The 23,321-nt window shown below is 59.9% G+C and carries 28 protein-coding genes; 13 read left to right on the forward strand and 15 right to left on the reverse strand.

All coding sequences use genetic code 11. The features are described 5' to 3' along the window. Nucleotides 1-21: 21 nt before the first annotated feature. Nucleotides 22-468 (reverse strand): SRPBCC family protein, encoded by a 447-nt coding sequence (locus B2P82_RS02570; protein WP_290494946.1) that lies wholly within the window; start codon nucleotides 466-468, stop codon nucleotides 22-24. A 54-nt stretch (nucleotides 469-522) separates the two neighbouring features. On the opposite strand from B2P82_RS02570, the gene B2P82_RS02575 reads away from it, so the two are divergent. The 3 genes from B2P82_RS02575 (at nucleotide 523) to B2P82_RS02585 (ending at nucleotide 1,857) form a co-directional block, all read left to right on the forward strand. After that, nucleotides 523-858, forward strand: coding sequence for an ArsR/SmtB family transcription factor (locus B2P82_RS02575; protein ID WP_034813984.1), 336 nt, complete (start codon nucleotides 523-525; stop codon nucleotides 856-858). A gap of 76 nt (nucleotides 859-934) precedes the next feature. Then, nucleotides 935-1,498 (forward strand): LemA family protein, encoded by a 564-nt coding sequence (locus B2P82_RS02580; protein ID WP_206992641.1) that lies wholly within the window; start codon nucleotides 935-937, stop codon nucleotides 1,496-1,498. A 35-nt stretch (nucleotides 1,499-1,533) separates the two neighbouring features. After that, the gene (locus tag B2P82_RS02585) at nucleotides 1,534-1,857 is read left to right on the forward strand and encodes a hypothetical protein (protein WP_034813982.1); all 324 of its coding nucleotides are present in this window, start codon (nucleotides 1,534-1,536) and stop codon (nucleotides 1,855-1,857) included. Here the strand turns inward: B2P82_RS02585 and B2P82_RS02590 are convergent. From B2P82_RS02590 to B2P82_RS02620, 7 genes are read right to left on the reverse strand one after another with little or no spacing between them, the layout of a single operon-like run. Further along, a complete protein-coding gene (locus tag B2P82_RS02590) occupies nucleotides 1,842-2,978 on the reverse strand; it encodes a pyridoxal phosphate-dependent aminotransferase (protein WP_290494949.1) in 1,137 nt (378 codons plus the stop codon). The two genes, B2P82_RS02585 and B2P82_RS02590, sit on opposite strands and share 16 nt — an antisense overlap. A gap of 1 nt (nucleotide 2,979) precedes the next feature. Further along, nucleotides 2,980-4,566 carry a TRAP transporter large permease gene (locus B2P82_RS02595; RefSeq protein ID WP_290494951.1) on the reverse strand — a complete coding sequence of 529 codons (1,587 nt, stop codon included), beginning with the start codon at nucleotides 4,564-4,566 and terminating at the stop codon, nucleotides 2,980-2,982. Further along, nucleotides 4,556-5,221, reverse strand: coding sequence for a TRAP transporter small permease subunit (locus tag B2P82_RS02600; RefSeq protein WP_290494954.1), 666 nt, complete (start codon nucleotides 5,219-5,221; stop codon nucleotides 4,556-4,558). Before B2P82_RS02600 ends, B2P82_RS02595 begins: the two co-directional genes overlap by 11 nt. Nucleotides 5,222-5,239: 18 nt before the next feature. After that, the gene (locus B2P82_RS02605) at nucleotides 5,240-6,349 is read right to left on the reverse strand and encodes a TRAP transporter substrate-binding protein (RefSeq protein WP_290494956.1); all 1,110 of its coding nucleotides are present in this window, start codon (nucleotides 6,347-6,349) and stop codon (nucleotides 5,240-5,242) included. A 50-nt stretch (nucleotides 6,350-6,399) separates the two neighbouring features. Next, nucleotides 6,400-7,158: an arginyltransferase gene (locus B2P82_RS02610; protein ID WP_206992646.1), complete on the reverse strand. Its 759-nt coding sequence runs from the start codon at nucleotides 7,156-7,158 to the stop codon at nucleotides 6,400-6,402. A gap of 16 nt (nucleotides 7,159-7,174) precedes the next feature. Next, a complete protein-coding gene (locus B2P82_RS02615; RefSeq protein WP_290494958.1) occupies nucleotides 7,175-9,019 on the reverse strand; it encodes an SLC13 family permease in 1,845 nt (614 codons plus the stop codon). 45 nt (nucleotides 9,020-9,064) lie between these two features. Further along, nucleotides 9,065-9,754 (reverse strand): flagellar motor protein MotB, encoded by a 690-nt coding sequence (locus B2P82_RS02620; RefSeq protein WP_290478991.1) that lies wholly within the window; start codon nucleotides 9,752-9,754, stop codon nucleotides 9,065-9,067. A gap of 132 nt (nucleotides 9,755-9,886) precedes the next feature. On the opposite strand from B2P82_RS02620, the gene B2P82_RS02625 reads away from it, so the two are divergent. The 5 genes from B2P82_RS02625 (at nucleotide 9,887) to B2P82_RS02645 (ending at nucleotide 14,268) form a co-directional block, all read left to right on the forward strand. Next, on the forward strand, nucleotides 9,887-10,747 hold the full coding sequence (locus B2P82_RS02625; protein WP_290494960.1) for an NAD(P)-dependent oxidoreductase: 861 nt from the start codon (nucleotides 9,887-9,889) through the stop codon (nucleotides 10,745-10,747). A gap of 6 nt (nucleotides 10,748-10,753) precedes the next feature. Beyond that, nucleotides 10,754-11,755 (forward strand): TIGR00341 family protein, encoded by a 1,002-nt coding sequence (locus B2P82_RS02630; RefSeq protein WP_206992649.1) that lies wholly within the window; start codon nucleotides 10,754-10,756, stop codon nucleotides 11,753-11,755. 24 nt (nucleotides 11,756-11,779) lie between these two features. After that, nucleotides 11,780-12,214, forward strand: coding sequence for a DUF1801 domain-containing protein (locus B2P82_RS02635; RefSeq protein ID WP_290494962.1), 435 nt, complete (start codon nucleotides 11,780-11,782; stop codon nucleotides 12,212-12,214). A gap of 87 nt (nucleotides 12,215-12,301) precedes the next feature. Further along, entirely contained in the window at nucleotides 12,302-13,678 is a 1,377-nt protein-coding gene (locus B2P82_RS02640; protein ID WP_290494964.1) for an NAD-dependent succinate-semialdehyde dehydrogenase, read from the forward strand. A 152-nt stretch (nucleotides 13,679-13,830) separates the two neighbouring features. Beyond that, a complete protein-coding gene (locus B2P82_RS02645; protein ID WP_034813971.1) occupies nucleotides 13,831-14,268 on the forward strand; it encodes an FKBP-type peptidyl-prolyl cis-trans isomerase in 438 nt (145 codons plus the stop codon). Nucleotides 14,269-14,406: 138 nt separating this feature from the next. Here B2P82_RS02645 and B2P82_RS02650 read toward each other — a convergent pair whose 3' ends face one another. From B2P82_RS02650 to B2P82_RS02660, 3 genes are all read right to left on the reverse strand, one after another. After that, nucleotides 14,407-14,769, reverse strand: coding sequence for a hypothetical protein (locus tag B2P82_RS02650; RefSeq protein WP_206992652.1), 363 nt, complete (start codon nucleotides 14,767-14,769; stop codon nucleotides 14,407-14,409). Nucleotides 14,770-14,889: 120 nt separating this feature from the next. Then, complete coding sequence (locus tag B2P82_RS02655; RefSeq protein ID WP_206992653.1) at nucleotides 14,890-15,375, reverse strand: flavodoxin family protein; 486 nt, start codon at nucleotides 15,373-15,375, stop codon at nucleotides 14,890-14,892. Between the two features lie 104 nt (nucleotides 15,376-15,479). Further along, the gene (locus B2P82_RS02660; protein WP_206992654.1) at nucleotides 15,480-16,034 is read right to left on the reverse strand and encodes a carboxymuconolactone decarboxylase family protein; all 555 of its coding nucleotides are present in this window, start codon (nucleotides 16,032-16,034) and stop codon (nucleotides 15,480-15,482) included. 159 nt (nucleotides 16,035-16,193) lie between these two features. Here B2P82_RS02660 and B2P82_RS02665 point away from each other — a divergent pair, with 159 nt between their 5' ends. Further along, nucleotides 16,194-16,796, forward strand: coding sequence for a TetR/AcrR family transcriptional regulator (locus tag B2P82_RS02665; RefSeq protein ID WP_290483634.1), 603 nt, complete (start codon nucleotides 16,194-16,196; stop codon nucleotides 16,794-16,796). A 4-nt stretch (nucleotides 16,797-16,800) separates the two neighbouring features. On the opposite strand, the gene B2P82_RS02670 is transcribed toward B2P82_RS02665, so the two are convergent. Further along, on the reverse strand, nucleotides 16,801-17,658 hold the full coding sequence (locus tag B2P82_RS02670; protein ID WP_290494966.1) for a metal-dependent hydrolase: 858 nt from the start codon (nucleotides 17,656-17,658) through the stop codon (nucleotides 16,801-16,803). A 68-nt stretch (nucleotides 17,659-17,726) separates the two neighbouring features. On the opposite strand from B2P82_RS02670, the gene B2P82_RS02675 reads away from it, so the two are divergent. Then, nucleotides 17,727-18,332 carry a TetR/AcrR family transcriptional regulator gene (locus tag B2P82_RS02675; protein WP_290478984.1) on the forward strand — a complete coding sequence of 202 codons (606 nt, stop codon included), beginning with the start codon at nucleotides 17,727-17,729 and terminating at the stop codon, nucleotides 18,330-18,332. 65 nt (nucleotides 18,333-18,397) lie between these two features. Here B2P82_RS02675 and B2P82_RS02680 read toward each other — a convergent pair whose 3' ends face one another. Beyond that, nucleotides 18,398-18,754: a cupin domain-containing protein gene (locus B2P82_RS02680; RefSeq protein WP_206992658.1), complete on the reverse strand. Its 357-nt coding sequence runs from the start codon at nucleotides 18,752-18,754 to the stop codon at nucleotides 18,398-18,400. A 95-nt stretch (nucleotides 18,755-18,849) separates the two neighbouring features. Between B2P82_RS02680 and B2P82_RS02685 the strand changes: the two genes are divergently transcribed. Further along, complete coding sequence (locus B2P82_RS02685) at nucleotides 18,850-19,740, forward strand: LysR family transcriptional regulator (protein WP_290482300.1); 891 nt, start codon at nucleotides 18,850-18,852, stop codon at nucleotides 19,738-19,740. An 83-nt stretch (nucleotides 19,741-19,823) separates the two neighbouring features. Here the strand turns inward: B2P82_RS02685 and hemB are convergent, their stop codons facing one another. Then, a complete protein-coding gene (hemB, locus tag B2P82_RS02690; protein WP_290494968.1) occupies nucleotides 19,824-20,819 on the reverse strand; it encodes a porphobilinogen synthase in 996 nt (331 codons plus the stop codon). Nucleotides 20,820-20,849: 30 nt separating this feature from the next. After that, nucleotides 20,850-21,392 (reverse strand): GNAT family N-acetyltransferase, encoded by a 543-nt coding sequence (locus tag B2P82_RS02695; protein WP_290478981.1) that lies wholly within the window; start codon nucleotides 21,390-21,392, stop codon nucleotides 20,850-20,852. A gap of 60 nt (nucleotides 21,393-21,452) precedes the next feature. Here B2P82_RS02695 and B2P82_RS02700 point away from each other — a divergent pair, with 60 nt between their 5' ends. Together B2P82_RS02700 and B2P82_RS02705 are read left to right on the forward strand one after the other, a co-directional pair. Next, nucleotides 21,453-22,592, forward strand: a complete 1,140-nt coding sequence (locus B2P82_RS02700; protein ID WP_290494971.1) for an acyl-CoA dehydrogenase family protein — start codon at nucleotides 21,453-21,455, stop codon at nucleotides 22,590-22,592. Between the two features lie 148 nt (nucleotides 22,593-22,740). Beyond that, nucleotides 22,741-23,214: a hypothetical protein gene (locus B2P82_RS02705; protein WP_206992662.1), complete on the forward strand. Its 474-nt coding sequence runs from the start codon at nucleotides 22,741-22,743 to the stop codon at nucleotides 23,212-23,214. Nucleotides 23,215-23,321 lie beyond the last annotated feature (107 nt).

Below are 23,321 nucleotides of genomic sequence, written 5' to 3' on the forward strand. Positions count from 1 at the left end.
ACGCAGATCAGATCGGAGGCGCTATGTATACATGCCGTCGCGCAGGTTGATGCCATGCTCGAGCCAGGCTTTCATGGCGCAAATCATTTGTGACCAGCCCATGCAATTGCCGTAGGAATTCGACAGGCCCTGATCCGTTGACGGCCACCCCTCTTCTGAAATGGAGACGATGGTGCGGCCATCCTCGGTCGGTTCGAACCGAATGGTGACGGTTGTTTTGGCGCCATCTGTTTCATCTCCATCCCATTCCAGGACGATGCGTTTGTTTTCCTCCACGTCTACCACATTGACGGGGAAGGCACCGGGAAAGTCGTGGAAATCCCATATGACCGTCGCGCCAGCCTCCAGTCGGCCTTTCGCACCGCCAGTAGTGAAATAGCCAGATAGCTGTTTGGGGTCTGCGACGGCCTCGAACACGTCCTCGACAGGTCGGTTGATACGCCCGCTTACTTCGAATTTCAGGTTCATCGCAGCCTCCCGCTATCGCTTGCCAGATCCAAGTAAATGTTATAAAAAGACAACATGTCAAGCGATGATAAAACTGACCTGATTTTCAGGGCGCTGGCCGCGCCGGTCCGGCGGAGCATTATGGATGCGCTGAAAGATGCACCTCAGACGACGGGTGACCTCTGCGCGCAGTTCAGCCAGCTCAACCGGTGCACGGTGATGCAGCATCTGGGAGTGCTGGAAGAAGCTGACCTTGTGCTCGTGCGTCGGGTTGGTCGCCAGCGCTGGAATTATCTCAATGCCTTGCCGATCAAACATATTCATGAGCGCTGGATCGGGGGCTATGCTTCTGGTGCGGTCGCCCTGCTGGACCGCCTGAAAACTGATCTGGAAACTGAAACGGTCGCGTGAGCATCGCAGCGTCCCTTGCACTCTGCGCCGGGCCCGGATACCCCTTTTAAATCTGGTTCTTATGGAGGTACGCCCGATGAGCCCCATTCTAGTAGTTCTGGCCGCAATCGTTGCGATCGCTGGCTTTGTCATTCTGATCTACAACGGCCTTGTGATGAAGCGTCAGAGGGTCAATCAGGCCTTCGCGGACGTGGATGTCCAGCTGAAGCAGCGTCAAAACCTGATCCCGAATCTCGTGGAGACCGTGAAGGGCTATGCGAGCCATGAGAAGGAAACTCTGGATGCCGTCATTTCGGCGCGGAATGCCGCACAAAGCGCGAGCACACCGGGGGAAATGTCCGCGGCCGAAGGCATGCTGACCGCATCGCTCGGCAAGCTGTTCGCGCTCGCCGAAGCCTATCCGGACCTCAAGGCGAACACGAACTTCCTTGAACTTCAGTCGGAACTGTCCTCCATCGAAGACAAGCTCGCCGCCGCGCGCCGCTTCTACAATTCGGCTGTTCAGGACTACAACACGTCCCGCGAACAATTCCCCGGATCCATCGTGGCGGGCATGTTCAATTTCGAAGGTCGCGAATTCTTCGATGTTGGTGTCGAAGGACGAGAAGCCTTGTCCACGGTGCCAGAAGTCAAGTTCTAGGCTATACTGCTGCCTCCGGATCAGGAGGTGGGACCATGAAATATCTTACGATCAGTGCGGCGCTTGTCCTTGGGGCTTGCGCCGCAAATTCTGCCGGGTGGAGTGCATCCACCTGGAGCGGCCTGCCGGATCGCACCGTGGCGGGGGGCGGCTACAGCTTCTTTGCCTCACCGGCCGAGGGTCAGGGCTTCAAACTCAAATTCTCGGTCAAGACTGATGGCACATTCGGCGTGGCCGAAGCGCCGACCGAAGATGCGCTGGTCGAGGCTGCCAGGGCTGCAGCGCCGGAGGGCTGCAATTTCGTGTCTCTGGAGCGCAGCGCAGATGGCGGCGCCGTGGCCGACTATGATTGCGGCTGAGCCGCGAACCATGGCTCCAGCAGGCTGAGCGCTTCTTCGATCTGTGCTGTCGACAGCGCAAATGAAAACCGCATGAAGCGATGGCCTTCAACCGGATCGAAATCGACACCGGGGGCTGTGGCAATGCCGGTATCTTCGAGCAGTTTCAGGCAGAAGGCCAAGCTGTCATCGGTATACTTCGATATGTCGGCATAGATGTAGAACGCTCCATCCGGCGGCGCGATCTTTTCAAGCCCGAGGCGCGGCAGGGCTTCAAGCATCAATTCGCGATTGCGGCGGTAGACCTCGACATGGCCGTCCAGTTCCTCCGCGCTGTCCATCGCCACGAGGCCAGCATGCTGGGACAGGGATGGCGGCGTCAGAAACAGATTTCCGACATAGGCGCTGGTCCGCGCGGCCCCATCCCTGGGCGAGACCAGCCAGCCCAGTCGCCAAGCTGGCATGGAGAAGTATTTGGAAAATGAGTTTACGATGTACGCATCCGGATCAAATTCCAGCATGGAGCGGATGTCCGGCCCGTAGCTGAGGCCATGATAGATTTCGTCCGAGATGATACGGATGTTTTTCGCGTTGGCGACGGCGGCGATAGCCGCAAGGTCATCCTCGGGAATAATTGTGCCGGTTGGATTGGCGGGGCTTGCGATGATGACGCCTGCTGGGACCGGGTCGAGGGCGTCCAGCGCGTCGGCCGTCAGCTGGTAGCGCTCGTCCGCGCCGCAAGCGATTTCCACGGGGTCGAGATTGAGCGCGCGCAATGTGTTGCGATAGGCCACATAGCCGGGGCGTGCGAGGGCGATGCGGTCACCTGGATTGAATGCCGTTGACAGCGCCAGTACGAGCGCGGGCGAGGCGCCGCAGGTCAGCGTCACCCGCCCCGGCGTCAGGTCGACACCATACTTATTCTTGTAGTGTTGGCAAATGCGTTCCTTGAGCGGACGGCTTTCCCAATACCCCATAGGGTCTGTGTCGAGCACTTCATGGGCTCGCGCAATCGCGCCTCTGGGCGCAGGTGTTGAGGGTTGGCCGAACTCCATATGCAGGATGCGGCGGCCCTCGGTCTTCAAATCATGTGCGCGCTTGCTGACCGAAATCGCGCGGAACGGATCAATGTCTTGTCCCATACTATCGGGCGATAGCCGCCGGCAACCAGGTTGCCAAGGCGGGAATTGCGGCGACCAGCCCGATCAACAAAAGCTGAAGGATGATGAAGGGCACCGCGCCCTGCCATATCTGCAGGGTCTTGATGCTCGCCGGGGCCGCGCCGCGCAGATAGAACAGGGCAAAGCCAAAAGGCGGCGTCAGGAAGCTGGTTTGCAGGTTCAGCGCCATCAGGATGGCCAGCCAGACAGGATCAAAGCCGAGGATAATCAGCGGTGGCGCGACCAGCGGCACGACCACGAAGACGATCTCGATGAAGTCGAGGAAGAATCCGAGGACGAACATGACGATCATGGTCATCACCAGCGCGCCCCATTTGCCACCCGGCATCGAATGCAGGATGTCCGCCACGATGTCGTCGCCACCATAGCCGCGGAAGACGAGACTGAACAGCGACGCGCCGATCAGGATCAGGAACACCATGCTGGTGATCTGCGTCGCGCTTTTGAGGGCGGGTAGGAGCTGGCGCATCCGGCGCAGCACAATGAGACCGGTGGCGACCCCGGCAAAGAAAACGATTGAGGCAAGGATTGTCAGGAGGATGCCGATCTCGTTCGTGCGGCCAATCGTGGCGACGCCGGTGCGCAGATCAAACAGGTTTCGGAGCAGAATGATCGCGATGACACTGCCGAGGCCCGCCATGAGCAGCCATGTGATACGGCGCTCATGATCGTCATCGGCAAGGCGCAGCCCTGCGAGCAGCACCGCTCCGGCCACGCCAATGGCCGCGGCTTCGGTGGGCGGGGCCACCCCGCCAAGGATTGCGCCGAGCACGGCCACGATCAACAGGAGCGGCGCGCCGAGCCCGAAAGCAACTTCCTTCGTGGTCAGCGGCGGACTGTCATCATCCTTCACCGGCGGGCAGCGCTCCGGGTGGCGAATGGCGGTCAGTGCGATCCAGCCAAGATAGAGGCCCACCAGCAGGAAGCCCGGGATCAGCGCACCTGCGAACAGGTCTCCGACCGACACGACAAAAGAGCCAGCAGAGCCAGTGGCTTGGCTGGCCTGGCTGGCGGCGTTCGAAATCGCATCGGCCAGCAGGATGAGCACAATGGAAGGCGGGATGATCTGGCCTAGTGTACCCGACGCGGCAATCGTGCCGGTGGCGAGACGCGGGTCGTAGCCCTGCCGGATCATGGTGGGCAGGGCAATCAGCGTCATCGTGATGACCGTCGCGCCGACAATGCCCGTGGACGCCGCCAGCAAGGCGCCCACCAGTACCACGGCATAGCCGAGCCCGCCGCGCACCTTCCCCAATAGACGGCTGGCAATATGGAGCAGGTCCTCCGCGACACGCGAGCGCTCCAAGATCACACCCATCAACACAAAAAGTGGAACCGCGATCAGGGTCTGGTTCTGCATGATCGAGCCGCCCAATATGCGGCTTGGCAGATTGCGCAAGAATGCCTCGTCGAACACGCCAAGACCAATTCCGACCAGCGCGAACAGCAACGCTATGCCGCCAAGCGTCAGCGCGACCTGATACCCTGCCAATAGTGCGAGAATGGCGCAGACGAACATGGAGAGGGCCAGGATGACTTCAAGTTCCATGGACGCCTCCATGGGGTTCGTCCTCGGCCACATCTTCCAGCTTTCCGGTCAGGCGCAGAGCGGCTTTCAGCGCTTCTGACAAGCCCTGAACCAGCATCAGCACGGCAAAGGCTGGCAACAGCGTCTTGAACAGGAAGAGCAGGGGCAAGCCATCGGATTCCCGCGAGCCTTCGAACAGTGCCCAACTGCGGGCAAGGCCTTGTTCGGTCATCGCCAGCAGGCGGATGCAGATCGGGAAGAGGAACAGATATATGCCCGCCAGTTCGATCCAGTTGCGCCTGCGCGCGCCAAAGCGGGGCCTGAGAATATCGACCCGCACATGCGCATCGTCTCGAAGAGCTGAGGCCGAGCCGAGCATGAACATGGCGGCGAAGGCATAGATAACGATCTCGTTCAACCAGGTGAATGAGAGGCCAAAGGCATAGCGCAGCAGCACGACCAGCAATTGCGCGCCCACAAGAATGATCGCGCCGGCGATCGCGCCGCCAAGCGCCCAGCCAGAGACCGCATCAATGCGCGCGCTCAACCATTTGGCGATCCGCTCGACTGGGTCTGGCCAGATCGTGACGATCAGTGGCAGCAAGAGCAACGGCGACAGGGCAAGCCCCAGCCATTTCAATGCCCCGCCAAGGGTGAGGAAGATCTCCGGAGACATACCCAGCCCGCCCCCGGCCTATTTGTTCGAATTGCGGGCGGCGTAGTACGGCCCTTCGGACACGTCGGCCCAGCCACGCATCAACTTCAAGCCTGCCTCGAAACTCTCATAGATACGCTTCTCGATCCCATCCCTTCCGGAGGCCGCGCGGACATCCCAGGCGGCTTCGGCCATACGGCTGACGACTTCGTCTGGAAAGCTGCGCATCTGGACGCCACGTTCGCGTTTAAGCAGGTCCAGATGGACCGCATTCTGGTAGGTGAACTCGCCAAGCGATGTGTGATTCACGCTCTCGCAGGCGGCCTTGATGATCTGTTGTTCGCCAAGCGTGAGACCGTCCCAGACGCGGAGGTTCATGCCAACTGCGAGACTTGCGCCCGGTTCGTGGAAACCGGGTCCGTAGTAATATGGCGCCTCGCGGTGAAAGCCGAGATAATAGTCGTTCCAGGGGCCAACCCATTCCGTCGCGTCGATCGCCCCGGTTTGCAGGGATTGATAGATTTCCCCGCCCGGCAGTGCGACCGAGGAGCCGCCCAGTGCACGCAGTACGTCGCCGCCCTGACCCGGAATGCGCATCTTGAGTCCGACAAGATCATCCAGCGTGTTGATTTCCTTGCGGAACCAGCCGCCCATCTGATGGCCGGTATTTGCGGCCTGGATGGATTTGATTCCGAATTGGGCTGACAGTTCATCCCATAATTTCTGGCCGCCGCCGAAATCAATCCAGCCCATAAGTTCCTGTGCGGTCATTCCGAAGGGAACAGCGGTGAAAAACGGATAGGCGCTGGACTTGGCCGTCCAGTAGTATTCGGCGCCATGATACATGTCGGCCGAGCCATTCGAGACGGCATCGAAGCACTCAAAAGGCGGGACGAGTTCGCCGGCCGCATAGACCTTCACTTCCATCAGGCCTTCGGACATTTGCTGGATGCGCTGGGCTACGCGCTCGGCCGCTTCGCCAAGCCCCGGCAGGCCCTTGGGCCAGGTGGTGACCATGTTGAATCGGCGTCGATTGCGCGCAATTGCAGGCGCAGCGAGATCGGCCGTCTTTTCGGGATTGGCAAAAGCAGCAGCAGCGCCGGCAAGGCCGAGTGCGCCTGCACCCAGCAGGTTGCGTCTATGGATCATCTATCTCCCCATGCCTCCCCGGTCTTGGCCGGGCTAAAGGCTAAACCGTGTCATTCATCGTCGCCCAGCGGACGCCACACGTCGCCATCAAGCACTTCGAGCGGCTTGTAGCGCCGCTTGTAGTCCATCTTCTGGCTGCCCTTCACCCAGTAGCCAAGATACACGTGCGGCAGGCCCAGATCCTGCGCGTGCAAAATGTGATCGAGGATGAGGTAATGGCCGAGTCCCCTTGAGGTCAGCTCCGGATCAAAGAACGTGTAGACCATCGAAAAGCCATCCCGGAGCACATCTGTGATCGAGGCGGCGACCAGAGGCGCGTCCTCTTCCACGCCATCGCGATATTCGAAGATCAGGCTTTGCACCGGGCTGCCGCCAACCATGGCGCTGTAATCCCGATAAGACATGTCGGACATGCCGGCGCCATCATGACGGGTTTTCACATAGGATTTCAGCAGCCGGTATTGCTCGCGGCTCGGCTGGGCCTCGACCGGGCGGCGGATCAGAGAAGCATTGCGGTTCAGGGTGCGCCGGTCATTGCGTGACAGTTCGAAATCCCGCGTTGGCACGCGCACGCTGCGACAGGCATTGCAGCGCGGGCAAGCCGGGCGATATGCGATCGTCTGACTGCGCCGAAACCCGGCCTGGCTCAAGGAGTTGTGGACGAGATCTGCTTCCCCGATGGCCAGATTGGTAAACGCTTTCCGCTCTTTCTTGCCCGGCAGATAGGGGCAAGGGCTCGGATTGGTCACGTAGAACCGAAGCGAGCGCTCGAGCCCCGGGGGCAGGATCTGGGAGTCAGTGAACTTCATAAGTGCGACGATACACTTACAAATCGAACCGCCAAGGGGCGAATATGGTAAAGACGACCCAAAGTATGATCACCAACGGCCCCCCAAACTTCATGAAGTCCCCGAACTTGTAGTGCCCGGGACCCATGACCAGCATGTTGGTCTGGTATGCAATCGGCGTCGCGAAGCAGCAATTGGCGCCATAAATAACCGCCAGCAAGAAGGGTAACGGGTCTTCGACCTTCAGCTCCGCGGCGGCTGACAAGGCGATTGGCGAAAACAGGATGGCTGTCGCCGCATTGGACAGGAGATTGGTCAGCAAGGCGACCGCGAGAAAGATCGCCGACAGGACGGCCAGCGTGCCATAGGGCGAAGCCAGATTGACGACCGAATGGGCGATCAGGTCAGCCGCGCCGGTCTTTTCCAGGGCCATGCCCATGGCCAGCGCCGCACCAATCACGAGAAAAATGCGCAGATCGAGTGCCCGGCTGGCTTGGCGTGTGTTCAGGCAGCCCGCGATCAGCATGGCGACGGCGGCCAGAACGGATGCGTGCAGGATCGACACAAAGCCCGTCGCCGCGAGGATCACCATGGAGATGGCAATCACCCGCGCTGCCAGCGCTTTGGTTGTGAGCGGGATTTCGGTTTGGGACCATTCCAGAAGGATCAGATCGCGGCTTGAGCGCAGCTCACGAAACGCTTCGACCGGGCCACACAAAAGCAGCGTATCACCGGATTCCAGCCGGATTTCGCCAAGCTTCGTCCGAATCATTCGGCTGCGGCGCTGGATACCAAGCGTCACGGCGCGGGTCAGGCGGCGAAAGCCGAGCATTTCGACCGTCCGGCCCACCATGCGCGAGCCGGGGGCGATGACGGCCTCGGTGAGGGCCAGCGAGCCGGGGCGCGAGAAATCCTCAAGGCCAGCGCCTGACGCCTGCCAGACCTGCTGCAGGAAATCCGGTTGGCGCGCCAGCACGTTCTGGAGCGCGGCGCGTGTCGCGGCAATGATGACCAGATCTCCAACTTGCAGGCTGATATCCTCATAGGGTGGCAGGATCGCCCGTTCACCACGCTGGATCATGCGGACGGTCATGTCGGGCAGGTCAGCGAACATGCCTGCGACTGGCTTCTTGCCAAGCAGGAAATGGCCATGTGTCACTTCGATCTGAGCGACGAATTGTTTGCCGGAGGGCTGGACGATGTCATCGGAAAGACCGCGCCGGTTCGGCAAAAGGAATTTGGAAAAGATCAGGATGTAGAGCAGGCCGGCGGCCGCAAGGATCAGGCCCATAGGGGTCTGGTCGAAGAAACCGAGTTGCTGGCCGGTGATCCGGTCATAGGATTCGGCCGCCAGCAGGTTTGTCGATGTACCGATCAGCGTGGTCATGCCGGCGAAGATCGACGCAAAGCTAAGCGGCATCATCAGGCGCGACTGCGGCGCGTTCATACGCATGGCGATGGCGGTCATCACGGGCAGGAACATGATGACGATGGGCGTGTTGTTGACGAATGCGCTGGTCACGAAGACCGCAAGGAAGGCCAGAATCAGAGTTGAGACGGGCCGCTTGTCATATCCCGCGAGCAAGGCCTTGGTCGGCCCTTCCAGCGCTCCGGTCTGGAACAGTCCCTGGCCGACCACGAGCAATGCCATGATGGTGATGAGGGCCGGGTTGCCAAAGCCTGACAACAGGTCTGCCGCGCTGATGGCTTCGCCGTCGACCCCGCGTGCACCGGGAATGATGAAAACCAGCAGCAGGGCTGCCATCACGCAAACCGACACGAACTCCATCGACCACCGGTCGAGCATGTAGAACGTGATCGCGGCGCAGACGATGGCGAGGCTCGCCCACATCGGCCAAGTTTGGACGAATTCAGATAGCATTACGGCTCCGGTTCATCAGCACGCCCCGACACGTCGCCAGAACGACTAGCCGTCAGAATGTAGCAATATGCTTATCCGGCGATTGGCTGACAAGTGCGGTTCACCCGGATTGAGAGGTCTGGTGTCGGCCAAACCTGTTACGGCGCGTACACGATCAGTGGAAACGCCTGCCGAGGCGAGGATGCGCCGCGCAGCATTCGCGCGCTCCGAAGAGATGTCCCAATTGGTGCGATTCGCGTCCAGCGAGGGAAATGCGTCCGTGTGGCCCTCAATGGTGATTGGCCCTGCAAGGCCAGAAATGGCCTGGCCAAGCTGAAGGGTCAGCGCTTCGCCCGCTTCGGTCAGGGCGCCGCTTTCGCTGGCAAACAAGGGGCGGGCATCGGTATCAACCAGGTTGAGACGAATGCCGTCTGGTGCCTGAATTAGTTGCAGATTGTTTCCGGCGGCAGCGAGCGACTCGTCTGTTCGCAGCGTCTCGTAAAGGCGAAACGTCTCGGACTGGCGAATTTCCACCAGCGGACCGTTTGCGGCGGCCGTGTCTTTGCCTGTGAAGTAGTCGGCGATCATGCTCCGCGAATCCGGGGAGACGCCACTGACCAGCCAGAGCATAAGGAAAAAGGCCATCAGCGCGGTCAGGAAGTCGGCATAAGCCATCTTCCATGTCCCCATCTTGCGACGGGGCGCAGCGGGCCTTCTGCCCGGAAAGCGTTGCGTATGAGTGGTGGCAATCGCCATGCGCTTCGTGTTCCTTCATTCTGACAGGAACCCGGTTTGTAGCAGGTCTTGGTTTATGGGCGTTGAGAACAAAGGGTGTGATTTCCCTGAAATTCAATCTAATTGGGTCCGCAGGACACACGGAGATCTGGCATGGCGAAAACGGCGTTTCTTGGCTTGGGGGTGATGGGCTTCCATATGGCGGGGCATCTGGCGGCCAAGGGCCATCAAGTTACTGTCTGGAACCGGACAGAGGCCAAGAGCCTGGATTGGACCGCCCAGCACAAGGGCGAGGTCGCAAAGGACCCGGCGGCCGCAGCTTTCGGCGCTGAATATGTTTTCCTGTGCCTGGGCGATGATCCGGATGTTCGTGCCGTCTTCGACCAGTTGGAGCCCAGCCTCGGCGCGGGCATGATCGTGGTAGACCATACAACCGCGTCAGCGGATCTTGCGCGCGAACTGGATGAGCGCTGCCGTATGAAGGGCGCGCGCTTTCTGGATGCGCCGATCAGCGGCGGCGAGGCCGGTGCGGTCAATGGCAAGCTGACCATCATGTGTGGCGGCGAGGAGAAGGCATTCAATTCTGCCGAACCGGTTATAGCGGCCTACGGCAAGAATATGACGCTGATCGGTGAGAGTGGCGCGGGCCAGCTGGCCAAGTCGGTCAACCAGATATGTATTGCCGGCATCGTCCAGGGCTTGTCGGAGGGCCTGCACTTTGCCGAGAAGGCCGGGCTCGACGCGGAGAAAGTGATCGCAGCGATCAGCGGCGGGGCCGCCCAGAGCTGGCAAATGGAGAACCGCTGGAAAACGATGGTCGAAGGCCACTTCGAACATGGCTTTGCGGTCGATTGGATGCGCAAGGATTTGCGTATCACTTTGGAAGCCGCGAGGGAGAACGGAGCGAGCCTGCCGCTGACGGCGACGGTCGACCAGTATTACGCAGATGTTCAGGCCATGGGTGGCCAGCGCTGGGACACGTCCAGCCTGATCGCACGCTTGAAGCGCGGGTAGATAATCATGCGCCTGTTGGAAGTTCACCTGCCGAATGACGAACGCTACGATACCGTAATCCGGGCGGTGAAAGCGGCCGACCCGATCGATTATTATGTTCAGGACACTGAGCGCAAGGATCGCAAGCTGATCTCTGTCTTCATGCGGGAAGGCAGTGGCCAGTCACTGATCGACAACATCCAGACCGCGCTGGATACGTGCGATGATTTCCGGATCACCGTGCTTCCGGTGGAGGCGACTGCGCCAAACATTGAAGAGGCGACGGACCAGAAGGCCGACAAACGGGTTCAGGCGACGCGGGAAGAGATCTATTCCGATGTTTCCACAGGTGCGCGGCTGGACCGGGATTTCATCATCATGGTCGTGCTGTCGACCATTGTGGCGGCGATTGGCCTGAACTCTGACGGCATCGCCGCTGTGATCGGCGCCATGGTGATCGCGCCTCTGTTGGGGCCTGTACTTGGTTTTTCGATGGGCGCTGCGCTGGGCGATTTCAAACTGCTGAAGCGGGCCTCGATCACGCTGGGTTCCGGAATCGCGATCGCGCTTGTCTGTGCATGGCTATTGTCGTTTGTACTCCAGATTGACCTGCAAAGCCGGGAGCTGATGTCACGCGCTGAAGTGCGTCTGGACGGGCTGGCTCTTGCCATGGCGGCTGGTGGTGCGGCGGCCCTGTCCCTGACGCGCGGGCAGGCCTCGGCTTTGGTCGGCGTGATGGTCGCCGCTGCCTTGCTGCCGCCGGGTGCGGCGCTGGGTCTTTTTGTGGGAGCAGGTCACTGGACACTGGCATTGCGGGCAGGCTTGCTCCTGTCTCTGAATGTGGTGGCCCTGGTTCTGGCGGCCTTGATCGTGTTCCGGCTGCGGAAGATCCGGCCGCGTGCCTGGATAGACCAGAAGAATGCCGACCGGGCCGTGTGGATCAATGCGGGACTTTCGATCCTGCTGCTGGCCGCTGCCACCGCATTGATCCTTTGGCTGGACCTTGGCGCTGAGGTGTCGGTCGGCTAGGCTCGTCCGGTCAGGGAGGGGCACATGGCCAAACCGGACAACAAGACCAAGCCGACCCCAGTTTCGCCAACGGAATTCGTCGCGGCGGTCGAGCATCCCACGCGCCGCGCTGATGGCGAAAAATTGCTGGGCTGGTTCGAGGAAGTCACGGGCTATACACCCCGGATGTGGGGACCGAGCCTGGTGGGGTATGGCCGCTATCATTACAAGTATGACAGCGGTCGCGAAGGCGACATGCTGATCACCGGATTCTCGCCGCGCAAAGCCAATCTCGTCCTGTATATCATGCCGGGATATCGCGATATGAGCGACAAGCTCGCCCGGCTGGGCAAGCACAAGGTCGGCAAGAGCTGTCTTTACATCAACAAGCTCGCTGACATCGACATGGAGGTCCTGCGCGAGATCGTCGAGGATGGATTCTCTTACATGAAAGAGAATTACGATACGTGGCCGGAATAATCTGGCTGTATCTAACGGGAATGTGATCGGAACTGCCAGCGGGGCGGGTCGTTTAACTTGTGAAAGCAAGATTGGAGATCCCCCTGCATGACCGACCTTCTCAAGACGATCAACCCGGCCACCGGCGAGACGCTGAAGACCTATCCCCGCATGAGTGATGACGAGATGGCGCTCGCTATCGAGCAGTGCCACGCTGCCTACCAAGACTGGCGCCAGCGCGGTCTCGAAGACCGCGCGAAAGTCATCAAGGCCATCGGCGATGAGTTGCGCAAGCATGTCGATGACTATGCCGAGCTTATGACCAAGGAGATGGGAAAGCTCTATCGCGATGGGCAGGAAGAAGTGAAACTGTGCGCCGGGATTTGCGACTATACTGCTGAGCAGGGCCCGAAAGAGCTGGCCAGTGAAGAACGCGATATCATGTCGGGTCGCAAAGGCATCGTGACCTATTCCCCGATTGGCATCGTCTATGGCATCCAGCCATGGAACTTCCCGCTCTATCAGGCGATCCGCTATTCCATCTCCAACCTCATGGCGGGCAACGGTGTTCTGCTGAAGCACGCTGAGACCTGTACGGGCAGTGGATTGATGCTGCGCGATATCTATGAAGCTGCAGGCCTGCCGAAACATCTCTTCACCGTTCTGTTGATCTCGCATGACCAGTCCGATGCCGTGATCGAGAATGACCTTGTACGCGGTGTGACCCTGACCGGCAGTGACGGCGCCGGCCGCGTGGTGGGTGAGAAAGCCGGCAAGGCGTTGAAGAAGACTGTGCTGGAGCTTGGCTCGAACGACGCTTATCTGGTGCTGGAAGATGCCGATGTGGACCTCGCCGTCGAGACATGCGTGAAAGGGCGGCTGTTCAACAACGGCGAAACTTGCGTGAACGCCAAGCGCTTCATTGTGACTGAGGAAGTCTATGATGAGTTCACCGAGAAATTCGTGAAGGCAATGGCGGACATCAAACTCGGCGACCCGTTTGCCGAAGACAGTGATCTGGGGCCAATGGCCCGCGCTGACCTGCGTGAAACTCTGCATGACCAGGTCAAGGACAGTGTTGAAAAAGGCGCGACCATTCGCTGTGGCGGTGAAATCCCTGACATGCAGGGCGCCTATTATCCCTCGACCGTGTTGACCGATGTGGCGCCGGGCCAGCCCGCCTATGACGACGAATTGTTCGGTCCCGTGGCTTCGGTGATCCGCGCCAAGGATGATGACGATGCGATGCGGATTGCCAATGACAGCCGGTATGGCCTTGGCGGCGGCATTTTCTCGCGCAATGAAGACCGCGCGATTGAGCTGGCCTGTAATCATTTCGACACCGGCATGGTGAGGATCAACGGGTTTGGCATTGCCGCTCCAAACATGCCGTTTGGGGGCGTGAAGGATTCCGGATTTGGCCGGGAACATGGCGGCTTTGGCATGAAGGAATTCGTCAACGTCAAAGCAGTTTTCGTATACTGATCAATGTACTGGCCCGGCACGCCGCCGGGCCATTTGCTGCTTGGCGGGTTTACATATGTCTCAGAAGCCCTAGGTATGGCCTCAGTTCAACGGAGCACCCGTGCGCGCGACGCGGCCTCTGAAATTCCACCCACCACGATTGGAGCGAGACCATGACGCAAGTGAAAACGGGCGATACCGTACACATCCATTACACCGGCACCCTCAATGACGGCACCACATTCGACAGTTCAGAAGGGCGCGAGCCGCTGACATTCGAAGTCGGATCCGGCCAAATCATACCTGGCCTCGACTCTGCCATTCCGGGCATGACCGTTGGCGACAAGAAGACCGTTAATGTTGCGTGTGATGACGCCTATGGTCAGATGAACCCGGCCATGCGCCAGGATGTGCCTCGCGCAGATATTCCGGCGGAGATTCCGCTGGAAGTTGGCTCACGCCTTCAGATGCAGACCCAGGACGGGCAAGTGATCCCTGTGACAGTGGCTGCCGTTGAAGAGGAATCTGTAACGCTGGACGCCAACCATCCATTGGCCGGCGAAGACCTGACCTTCAACATCGAACTGGTAAAGATCGGCGAAGCTGCCTAATTTCTTCCGAGTTCTCGAATTCAAAGCGGCGGGTACCCAGAGTGGGTGTCCGCCGTTTTTCGTTTCAGGCAGCAGGAATGGCAGGCGAGGCGGTGGCCTTCCGGTTGGGTCGATTTGAATTTGGTCAGGTCATCCGTATCAGGATGTGTCGGGAGCAACAGGTGAGGTTCCTGAGATGGTGACGGCTTTCGCCTGTGTCACCGCTGCCACACAGCATTTTGCGAGCGGGACCAGGCCCGTGACGAGATTTTCGGGCAGATCGCTCCAGCGTAACGGGCGCTCCCATGCCGGCATCACCGGCGCGGTGTATTGATAGCGCTGTGGGTTGGGCGCATCCGCCATCGCCGTTATGTAGATGTTGCCGAAGCGGTCAATGCGCAGCAGCACAGTGCGCCCGGTCTCCTCCTGCCAGGCTTCAAGCCGGCGCAGATTCAGCCAGAGCCAGGGCCAGAAGAGTGGCCAGACAAAGGCATAATAGCGGGCGTGACGCGGGTCTGTCATGACGTGCATTATAGGCCGAGCACGGAGGGGTGGGATAAAGTTTTTTGATCGCCAGCAATTTCAAGGGTTTGTGCGGCTGGTTTGGGGGATAGCAGGAGCCTTGGACGGGCACAGCGGCAGTCAGAAAACCCCCATCTCGATCCCTGCGCCGAGGGCAGCCCCAAGCTCGCGGCATTTGGCGAGGTCTTCTTCGGGCATCGTCTTTTCCGCGAGGATTTCCGCTTCCGTCTGGGCGTGCGTGCAGATGATCAGGGGTGGTTGGACCTGTTTCAGCCGCCATCCGGTGGCAATGCGGGCCGCCTGACGCGCTGCGTTCTCGCCATCCGAACCGGCGCAGATCATCAGGCCATAGGGCCGGCCTTCGATCTCGCCGAGGACGGGATAGTAGCAGCGGTCGAAGAATTCCTTCATTTCGCCCGACAAGGCCGCGAGGTTTTCCGGCGCTGCGAAGAGATAACCCTCAGCGGTCAGCAGGTCTTCTGGGCCGGTGTCTTCCGCCCGCTTCAGCAATGTGTCGGTTTCGTCGCGTGCAGCGCCTGCGGCGGCCTCGGCCATCTGGCGCGTGCCGCCGGTGCGGGAATGATAGATGATGAGAAGCTTGGTCATGCCCCTACATTCCAAGCGTTGCGCTGTGGGGCAAGGGGCATGAGGCCAGGAACAAAGGGGCCGGTGCGGGAGGGGGACCGCACCGGCCAGGTCAAGGCGGCGGGTTAACCGGCCTTGTGCCATTCAAATTTTGCGAATGGCGCATCCACCGGCGTCTGCGCCAGATGATTGGTGTAGTTCGAGATGGTCTTCTGGGAGACGCCCAGCACGACTTCGAGGATCTGGCGCTGGGTGTAGCCCGCATCAAGGAAAGCCTGCACGGCGGCGTCATCGACATTGCCGCGATTGCGCACGACGCTGAGCGTGAAGGTGCGGAGCGCTTCGAGCTTGTCGCTTGGCAGGGGCGTTTCGTTGCGCAGGGCATCAGTAATGTCTTGGCTGACACCCATGCTGCCCGCGATGGCGGTGTGGGCCGGGACACAATAGTGGCAGTTATGCTCGACATTGATGGCCTGCCAGACAACGGTCAGCTCATCCTTGTCGAAGCTGGATGCCTGGAACAGATCACCCAGTTCCTTGTAGGCTTTCAGCAGGCCCGGTGCCTCGGCCATGACGGCGTAGAGGTTCGGGACGATGCCCATGCTTTTCTTGGCGCCGGCGAGTATCTCGCGGCTTTCTGCGGGGGCGGTGTCTTCGGTGTGGCGGGTAAATTCGGTCATCCGGGGGGGGGCTCCTTGCATTGGATGATTGTGTGCCCGTTCGTCGGGGCCCACCTCATCTGGGAGGCCGCGCTGTGAAACCAAGATCTTTTTTGAGCGATCACTCAAATGTGAGCGGAAAGGCGAGACAAGACCGGTTTGCGGCCCTATCTTGAGAACATGACACGTATGCCTGCCTATGATCGTGATGCCGCGCTGGAAGCCGCCATTCGCCTGTTCTGGGCGAAGGGCTATCATGCGACCTCGCTCAAGGATCTCGAAAACGCCCTGAATATGCGGCCGGGTAGCATCTATGCCGCGTTCAAGAGCAAGCAGGCCCTGTTCCTTGCGGCGATGGAGCGATACTTCGAGAAGATGCAAGCCGGGTTTCGCGCGCACATGGCAGAGGCAGCTTCGCCTCTGCATGGCCTGACCAGCTTTCTGCGCGCCTATGCAGAGGATGGATCCAGCGTGCGGGTGCATGCCTGCCTGCTACTCAAGACATTGCTGGAGGCGACAACGACGGATTCCGAGATTGCCGATCCTGCGCGAGACTATCTGGACTGGATGAAGGGCGAGTTCGAAGCGGGGTTCTCCGCTGCGCGGGCCGTAGGCGAATTTCCGGACGCGGCAGACACCGCGCGTCTGGCACGACGATACCAAGCGGCACTGACATCATTGCAGGTCGAGTTACAACGAGGTCTGTCCGGCGAAGAGTTGGCCGGGTTTGTCGAGGATTTGGTAGAGCCGTTCGATCGGCTGGCGGAAGAGACCGCCAGCTAACGGATCATTCTGCCGGGACGGGCGTGAGCGCCTCTTTCCAGTCATCCATGGCGTGACGATTGTCATGGTCCCATGGGTGGAAGCCGGGCTTGAACCAGGACAGCCAGACCTTCCAGCCGCGTCCGAACAGGGCCGGTTTCTTCCAGAGGAATTGCTTCACGGCGCGGTCGGCCTCTTCGCGTGTATAGCCGTCGGCTTCCAGCAGCTTGGCGGAGAAATTGGCGATATTGGCAGTGAAGTGTTTCGTGATCAGCAACATGGACAGGCTGCGCCGGAAATAGCATTTCAGCGGTGACCAGCCCTTGGTGACCTCCAGAAAGACATCGTAGGCAACGGCCTTGTGCTCAGTCTCTTCCATCGCATGCCAGCGCCAGAGGCGCTCCAGCGCCGGGTCTGTCTTGCTGAACATCGCCACACCATCGATCTCGGCATCGAACATCAGATCGGCCATCATGGAGGTGAAGTGCTCGAGGCAGATCGTGGCCATCAGCATACGCATCGGTCCGCCGGCGCGGCCGAAATTGACCCGCTCCAGGATCTCCGCCTCAATCTCTGCAACGGGATATTTTTCGCGGTCGATCTTGTTGTTCAGCAGGTGATGCTCGCGCGAATGGATGGCTTCCTGCGTGATGAAATCCTTCACATCCTCGGCCAGCTTGCCCGAAACCTCGCCGCGATAGGCTTTCACCGCATCCATGAACATGCGTTCGCCGTCCGGGAAGGTCAGCGACATGGCATTGTAAACGGCGGTGGCGACGGGGTTGCCGTCCAGCCAGGGGCGGCCATCATCGGCGGCGGACATGTCAAAGCGCAGGTCGCGCGGTTCAATGGTGATGTCTTCGGGGGTGCGTTTGCGCGTCATTGTGTTTACTGCTTTCTGGTACAGAACTGGCAATCGTCTTGTCGCAACAGGTAACACTACTGACAAAAATGTCAATAAAGAAAAAAGAACCCTCGCCCAGAATCCGTCGAACGCCGGAGGAATCGCGCGCCAATATCCTTGCAGCGGCGGAGACGCTGCTGGTCGAACAGGGGCCGCAGACGCTGCGCCTTGCGGATGTGGCAAAGGCGGCGGGCGTGGCGAATGCCACCGTGCTGCATCATTTCGGATCCATCGACGCCGTTCAGCAGGCCCTCATGGAGCGGATGATTGCCGATCTCGTGGACGCGATCATGGCAATCGAAATTCCCGCCGATGCCCCGGCAGAGGCGCGCGCCATAGGCCTGAAGACCTTGTTTGATGCGCTGGAGTCGCGCGGCGCGGCGCGGCTGGCTGCCTGGCTGGAACTGACGGATGAGACCAGCCGCCTGACCGTGGTGCGCGAGGCGGTTCAGGAAGTGGCGCAGAAAAAGATCTCGCAGGGCGGCATCCCCTCAGAGCTTGCCGAGGACATGATCCTGATGAGCGTGACCCTCGCTCTCGGCACCGGCCTGTTCGGCCCGTCCCTCGGCACACTGATCGACAAGCCCCCCGAACGCGCACGGGAGCTGACCCTGCAGATGCTGATGAGCTATTTCGAAAAGCTGGCGGGGTAAAGAGGTGAGCACTCATGCTGAGCGAAGTCGAAGCACGAGCGCGGGCGGGCAGACAACAAGGTGGACTACGATTGCAGGTCGTTCGGTTCTCGCATTTTCAGGAAGCTCTCCGAATCCAGCGCTTCGGGTAGGGCCAGTATGTAAACGACCTTATCTTTCACCGCGCCTTCTGCGTGCAGGGTTCGGGCCGGTACGATGACCTTGTCGCCTGCCACGACGGTTGTGCGGACACCTGTCCCCGCGTCCAGGAAGTCTGTTTCCCCCTCCATGATGTAGGCGTGCACTTCTTCGGAATGCCAATGTGGGTCCAACCCAGCCGATGGTGGAGACACGAAGGTTGTGGGCCAGGTTCCATTTCGTTGCACGTCTTCCATGACCTCGGAAAGCGACGAAAAGAACTGATGGTGAAATTTCACTGACATACGAAGCGCTCCTAGCATTGAGGCGCAAAGTATGGATCGTGCAGTTATCGAGATAAACCTAGCCAGTTGCATCATATTCATGCAGGAATTGCATCATGCAGATCACGGCGCTTCAAACCTTTGTCGATGTGATGAAGCTTGGCAGTTTCGCCAATGCGGCCCGCTACCGAGACGTCGACCCATCATCAGTGTCCCGCGCGATTGCCGGACTGGAAGAAGAGTTGGGATTTCGACTATTTCAGCGAAGTCGGCGAAAGCTGGCACCGACGGAAGCTGGTCAGAGCTATTTTGAGCAGATAAGAAACCTTATCGAAGATCTCGATCACGCGCGGCAGAAAGCGCAGGATCTGGCGACAGAGCCTCAGGGCCTGCTGCGGATCACAGCCTGTACGTCGCTGGGGCAGCGCGTAATCGCGCCGCTTCTCAAGAAGTTCATGGACCGTTATCCGGCGCTGTCACTCGAACTGGTACTGACTGATTCACAAGTCGATCTCGTCGCCGATCAGATCGATCTCGGGATTCGGTTCGGTCCCGAACCGGACGGCGAGATGTGCGCCACCAAACTGGTTCCGCGAAAATTTCAAATCTGTGCGAGCCCGTCTTATATCCAGCGCAATGGCGGGCTGCTTCACCCAAGAGATTTGTCAGAGCGTGAGTGTGTCCTGTTTCCGCTCCCCGGATATCGCACGCACTGGCTGTTTCGTGACGCCGCAGGCGAAGCTTTTGAAGTTCCGGTCAATGGACGGCTACTCGTCTCGCATGGTCTGACGATGACCCAATGCGCTCTGGCCGGGTTGGGGCCAACATTGTTACCAGATTGGCTCTGCAAGCCGGAGCTGGAAGCTGGTGATCTGGTAGACCTGTTTCCCGATTTCGAGTGCGCCGCAAATCAATTCGGAACGGCAGCCTGGATGGTTCATCCGTCAAGGCGCTATGTACCTCACAAAGTGGAGGCCTTCATGCAGTTCCTGCGTGAAGAAATCTGACGCGGCAACTTGCATTGAAAATTCGTTGCGTACCGTGACTGCTCTGAGCAGGTGCTGCCGGACAGCGGTAGGTACGGGCTTGATCATCCGAGCTCTACCGCCGCCTCTTCAGCAAAATAGGTGATCACGCCGCTCGCGCCGGCGCGTTTGAAGCACATGAGCGACTCCATCATGACGCGGTCGCCGTCGATCCAGCCATTCTGGGCGGCGGCCTTGATCTGGGCGTATTCGCCCGAGACCTGGTAGGCGATGGTCGGCACACCGAAGGCGGAGCTGACGCGTTGCACAATGTCCAGATACGGAAGGCCGGGCTTGACCATGACCATGTCGGCGCCTTCGGCCAGATCGAGCGCGACCTCGCGCAGGGCTTCGTCTGAATTGGCCGGGTCTTGCTGATAGGTTTTCTTGTCGCCCTTCAGCGCGGCGGCTGAGCCGATGGCGTCGCGATAGGGGCCGTAAAAGCCGCTGGCATATTTGGCGGCATAGGCGAGGATCATCTGGTTGGTGAAGCCTTCTTCCTCAAATGCCGAACGGATCGCGCCGATGCGGCCATCCATCATGTCTGACGGGGCGACGATATCGGCGCCCGCGCCGACATGGACCAGCGCCTGCTGAACCAGTTTTTCCGTGGTCGCATCATTCGGGATGGTACCGTCCTCGTCCAGCAGGCCGTCATGCCCGTGGCTGGTATAGGCGTCGAGCGCCACATCCGTGATCAGGCCGACTTCGGGCGCAGCATCCTTCATCGCCTTCAGGGCGCGCGGCACGAGCCCGTCCGGGTCCAGCGCGCCGGAGCCGGTCTCGTCCTTGCCGTCTGCGCCAATATAGGGAAACAGCGCGATGGCCGGAATGCCAAGCTCTCGCGCGCGAATGGCGGCCTTGGCGGCGTCCTTGACGCTCAGCCGATCAATGCCGGGCAAGGAGCCGACGGGCATGCGATCTTCGCCATCATGGACGAAGACGGCCCAGATCAAATCAGCGGGCGTCAGCACGTTTTCGCCAGCGAGCGAACGGATCCATGGGGCCTGGCGCAAGCGGCGCATGCGGGTGGCGGGGAAGGCTTGGGGGAATTGGGTCATGTGAGCCTCATTGGTCCAAAATCCGGATGGCTACAACCAGCCAATTTTACGCACCATGAAACAGCGTTTGGAAACGTCGAGTTCTTCGGCCTGGATACGTTCCAGTTCCAGCATCCACTCGGCCATATCACTGCGTCTGATCTCGCGAAAGCCATGCTTGGCGTAGAACGGCGCGTTCCAGGGCAGGTCGCGGAAAGTGGACAGCGCAACGCGGCGCAGCTTGCGACGCTTCGCTTCGTCGATCACACGGGTCAGCAGAGCCGCGCCAATGCCGCGCTGGCCCTGATCCGGATGGACGCTGATCTGGTCAAGATAGAGCATGCCGCCGCGCAGGGAGACCAGCGCGAATCCTACCGGCGCGCCGGTGTCCAGCCGCGCGGTGAACAGGTCGCCATTCTCTGCAGCGCTGGCAAGGATGTCGATGGGTACATGGTCTTTCAGGGCTTCTGCGGACAATAGGCCGGTTGGAGCAAACAGGGCGCTGGCGGCGCGGTCCACTTCGGCCAACACGCCGACTTCTGACGCGTCCGCATCATCGATTCCATAGCGTGTGCTGGCGTGTTGCATTGACATTGCGCGCTGCCCATTCAATTCCCGTGGAAACCTCTTACGCCAAAAAACGGGGAATTAACAATGAGTGCTTTGTTTTCCGACGAACAATTGATGATCCGGGACATGGCTCGCAAATTTGCCGAGGAGCAATTGCTGCCGCATTCGGAAGCATGGGACCGAGACAGCCACTTCCCGGTCGATGTTATCAAGCAGGCGGCCGAGCTTGGCTTTGCGGGCATTTATGTCTCTGAAGAAGTTGGCGGCAGCGCTCTGACGCGCACCGATGCGGCCATGATCTTCGAGCAGTTGTCCTATGGGGATGTCTCTACGGCGGCATTCATTTCCATTCACAATATGGCCAGTTGGATGATCGACACGTTCGGATCGGACGCGCAGCGCCAGGCGTGGGTGCCGCGGCTGACGCGTATGGAGTTGATCGCATCATATTGCCTGACCGAACCCGGTGCGGGATCGGATGCTGCCAGCCTGAAGACGCGCGCAGTGAAGGATGGCGATGATTATGTCATCTCCGGCACGAAACAATTCATCTCCGGCGCGGGCACGTCTGACGTTTACGTCTTGATGGCGCGCACTTCCGACGACGGCGCCAAGGGCGTGTCGGCCTTCATTATCGAGAAGGACACGCCGGGGCTGAGCTTTGGGGCGAATGAGCGCAAGATGGGCTGGAAGAGCCAGCCCACGCGGCAGGTGATGCTGGACGGCGTTCGCGTGCCGGCGGCAAACCGAATTGGCGAGGAAGGTCACGGCTTCCGATTTGCGATGGCAGGGCTGGATGGCGGGCGGCTGAATATTGCGGCGTGTGCCCTCGGCGGTGCGCAACTCGCGCTCGACAAGGCGGTGGCCTACGCGAAAGAGCGCGAACAGTTCGGCAAGGCGATTGCGACCTTCCAGAACACGGCGTTCAAGCTGGCGGATATGGAAACCGAGCTTCAGGCCGCAAGGGTCATGCTGTACGAGGCGGCCGGACGACTGGACGGCAAGTCGCCGGACGCGACACGTTGGTGCGCGATGGCCAAGCGCTTTGTCACGGATACTGCGTTCAAGGTTGCGAACGACGCCCTGCAGATACACGGCGGATACGGCTACCTCGCCGATTATGGTGTTGAACGGATCGTGCGCGATTTGCGCGTGCACCAGATTCTGGAGGGTACGAACGAGATCATGCGCGTCATCATCTCGCGGGACATGCTCAAGGATTAGGCCTTTCGGGCAATTTCTCAAACATTACCGATATTTATAGCGTTTTCGCGGGTGCGGGGAAGGTTTTCATGCCGTCCGTATCTGGACAAGCGGCGGTGGCTGCGCTGTTCTTTCATTCTGGTAGAGTGCAAGAGAAGGAGGACTGGCGATGCGTATGGTCCGTAAGCTGTCGATTGTGGCCGGATTCGCTGTGCTGGGCGCGTGCGCCAGTGCGCCGCCCAATCTGAATGACAATCAAATCGTCCGGGGTGAGCGCGTCGGCGAGGTCGAGTTGGGTATGAGCCTGATCGAACTGTTCGCCGTGATGGGTACGCCGCGCCACACAACGCCGATCGAAGGCACGCGGGCAACGACTTACACCTACGATGGACTCATCATCGCAGCGGATGAAAATGTCTATTGGATCATCGCGCGTGACCCGCGGTATCGCACGGATATCGGTGTGGGGACCGGCGCGGAGCAAATCCTGGCGCGTGGGGCCTATGGCAAGCCGAAATGCGTGGTCACCAAGGGCGATGAGACGCTGTACGACTATAGCGACATCTATTTCGGCGTCGACAACAAGAGCGGCAAGGTCACCAAGGTCGGCATCATGCGCGATACCCAGACTTGTGACGGGTAAGGTGGCACATTGAGCCCTGACGGGCTGTCAGCCCGGAAAGCGATTGAACCTCAATCCGATATGCGGCACCGTGCGGCTGTGGTTCAGCTGATCGGAAGAGGTGCGCT

Source organism: Hyphomonas sp. UBA4494 (assembly GCF_002388935.1).
Taxonomy (GTDB): domain Bacteria; phylum Pseudomonadota; class Alphaproteobacteria; order Caulobacterales; family Hyphomonadaceae; genus Hyphomonas.

Excerpts from the sequence above, each read along its gene's own strand:
- B2P82_RS02640 (WP_290494964.1), top strand. The coding sequence starts at position 12,302 with ATGACCGACCTTCTCAAGACGATCAACCCGGCCACCGGCGAGACGCTG.
- B2P82_RS02655 (WP_206992653.1), bottom strand. The coding sequence starts at position 15,375 with ATGACCAAGCTTCTCATCATCTATCATTCCCGCACCGGCGGCACGCGC.
- B2P82_RS02615 (WP_290494958.1), bottom strand. The coding sequence starts at position 9,019 with ATGCTATCTGAATTCGTCCAAACTTGGCCGATGTGGGCGAGCCTCGCC.
- B2P82_RS02610 (WP_206992646.1), bottom strand. The coding sequence starts at position 7,158 with ATGAAGTTCACTGACTCCCAGATCCTGCCCCCGGGGCTCGAGCGCTCG.
- B2P82_RS02585 (WP_034813982.1), top strand. The coding sequence starts at position 1,534 with ATGAAATATCTTACGATCAGTGCGGCGCTTGTCCTTGGGGCTTGCGCC.
- B2P82_RS02675 (WP_290478984.1), top strand. The coding sequence starts at position 17,727 with ATGTCAATAAAGAAAAAAGAACCCTCGCCCAGAATCCGTCGAACGCCG.
- B2P82_RS02635 (WP_290494962.1), top strand. The coding sequence starts at position 11,780 with ATGGCCAAACCGGACAACAAGACCAAGCCGACCCCAGTTTCGCCAACG.
- B2P82_RS02595 (WP_290494951.1), bottom strand. The coding sequence starts at position 4,566 with ATGGAACTTGAAGTCATCCTGGCCCTCTCCATGTTCGTCTGCGCCATT.
- B2P82_RS02605 (WP_290494956.1), bottom strand. The coding sequence starts at position 6,349 with ATGATCCATAGACGCAACCTGCTGGGTGCAGGCGCACTCGGCCTTGCC.
- B2P82_RS02575 (WP_034813984.1), top strand. The coding sequence starts at position 523 with ATGTCAAGCGATGATAAAACTGACCTGATTTTCAGGGCGCTGGCCGCG.
- B2P82_RS02590 (WP_290494949.1), bottom strand. The coding sequence starts at position 2,978 with ATGGGACAAGACATTGATCCGTTCCGCGCGATTTCGGTCAGCAAGCGC.
- B2P82_RS02670 (WP_290494966.1), bottom strand. The coding sequence starts at position 17,658 with ATGACGCGCAAACGCACCCCCGAAGACATCACCATTGAACCGCGCGAC.
- B2P82_RS02660 (WP_206992654.1), bottom strand. The coding sequence starts at position 16,034 with ATGACCGAATTTACCCGCCACACCGAAGACACCGCCCCCGCAGAAAGC.
- hemB (WP_290494968.1), bottom strand. The coding sequence starts at position 20,819 with ATGACCCAATTCCCCCAAGCCTTCCCCGCCACCCGCATGCGCCGCTTG.
- B2P82_RS02700 (WP_290494971.1), top strand. The coding sequence starts at position 21,453 with ATGAGTGCTTTGTTTTCCGACGAACAATTGATGATCCGGGACATGGCT.
- B2P82_RS02695 (WP_290478981.1), bottom strand. The coding sequence starts at position 21,392 with ATGTCAATGCAACACGCCAGCACACGCTATGGAATCGATGATGCGGAC.
- B2P82_RS02580 (WP_206992641.1), top strand. The coding sequence starts at position 935 with ATGAGCCCCATTCTAGTAGTTCTGGCCGCAATCGTTGCGATCGCTGGC.
- B2P82_RS02680 (WP_206992658.1), bottom strand. The coding sequence starts at position 18,754 with ATGTCAGTGAAATTTCACCATCAGTTCTTTTCGTCGCTTTCCGAGGTC.
- B2P82_RS02665 (WP_290483634.1), top strand. The coding sequence starts at position 16,194 with ATGACACGTATGCCTGCCTATGATCGTGATGCCGCGCTGGAAGCCGCC.
- B2P82_RS02630 (WP_206992649.1), top strand. The coding sequence starts at position 10,754 with ATGCGCCTGTTGGAAGTTCACCTGCCGAATGACGAACGCTACGATACC.
- B2P82_RS02620 (WP_290478991.1), bottom strand. The coding sequence starts at position 9,754 with ATGGCGATTGCCACCACTCATACGCAACGCTTTCCGGGCAGAAGGCCC.
- B2P82_RS02645 (WP_034813971.1), top strand. The coding sequence starts at position 13,831 with ATGACGCAAGTGAAAACGGGCGATACCGTACACATCCATTACACCGGC.
- B2P82_RS02570 (WP_290494946.1), bottom strand. The coding sequence starts at position 468 with ATGAACCTGAAATTCGAAGTAAGCGGGCGTATCAACCGACCTGTCGAG.
- B2P82_RS02625 (WP_290494960.1), top strand. The coding sequence starts at position 9,887 with ATGGCGAAAACGGCGTTTCTTGGCTTGGGGGTGATGGGCTTCCATATG.
- B2P82_RS02600 (WP_290494954.1), bottom strand. The coding sequence starts at position 5,221 with ATGTCTCCGGAGATCTTCCTCACCCTTGGCGGGGCATTGAAATGGCTG.
- B2P82_RS02705 (WP_206992662.1), top strand. The coding sequence starts at position 22,741 with ATGCGTATGGTCCGTAAGCTGTCGATTGTGGCCGGATTCGCTGTGCTG.
- B2P82_RS02685 (WP_290482300.1), top strand. The coding sequence starts at position 18,850 with ATGCAGATCACGGCGCTTCAAACCTTTGTCGATGTGATGAAGCTTGGC.
- B2P82_RS02650 (WP_206992652.1), bottom strand. The coding sequence starts at position 14,769 with ATGACAGACCCGCGTCACGCCCGCTATTATGCCTTTGTCTGGCCACTC.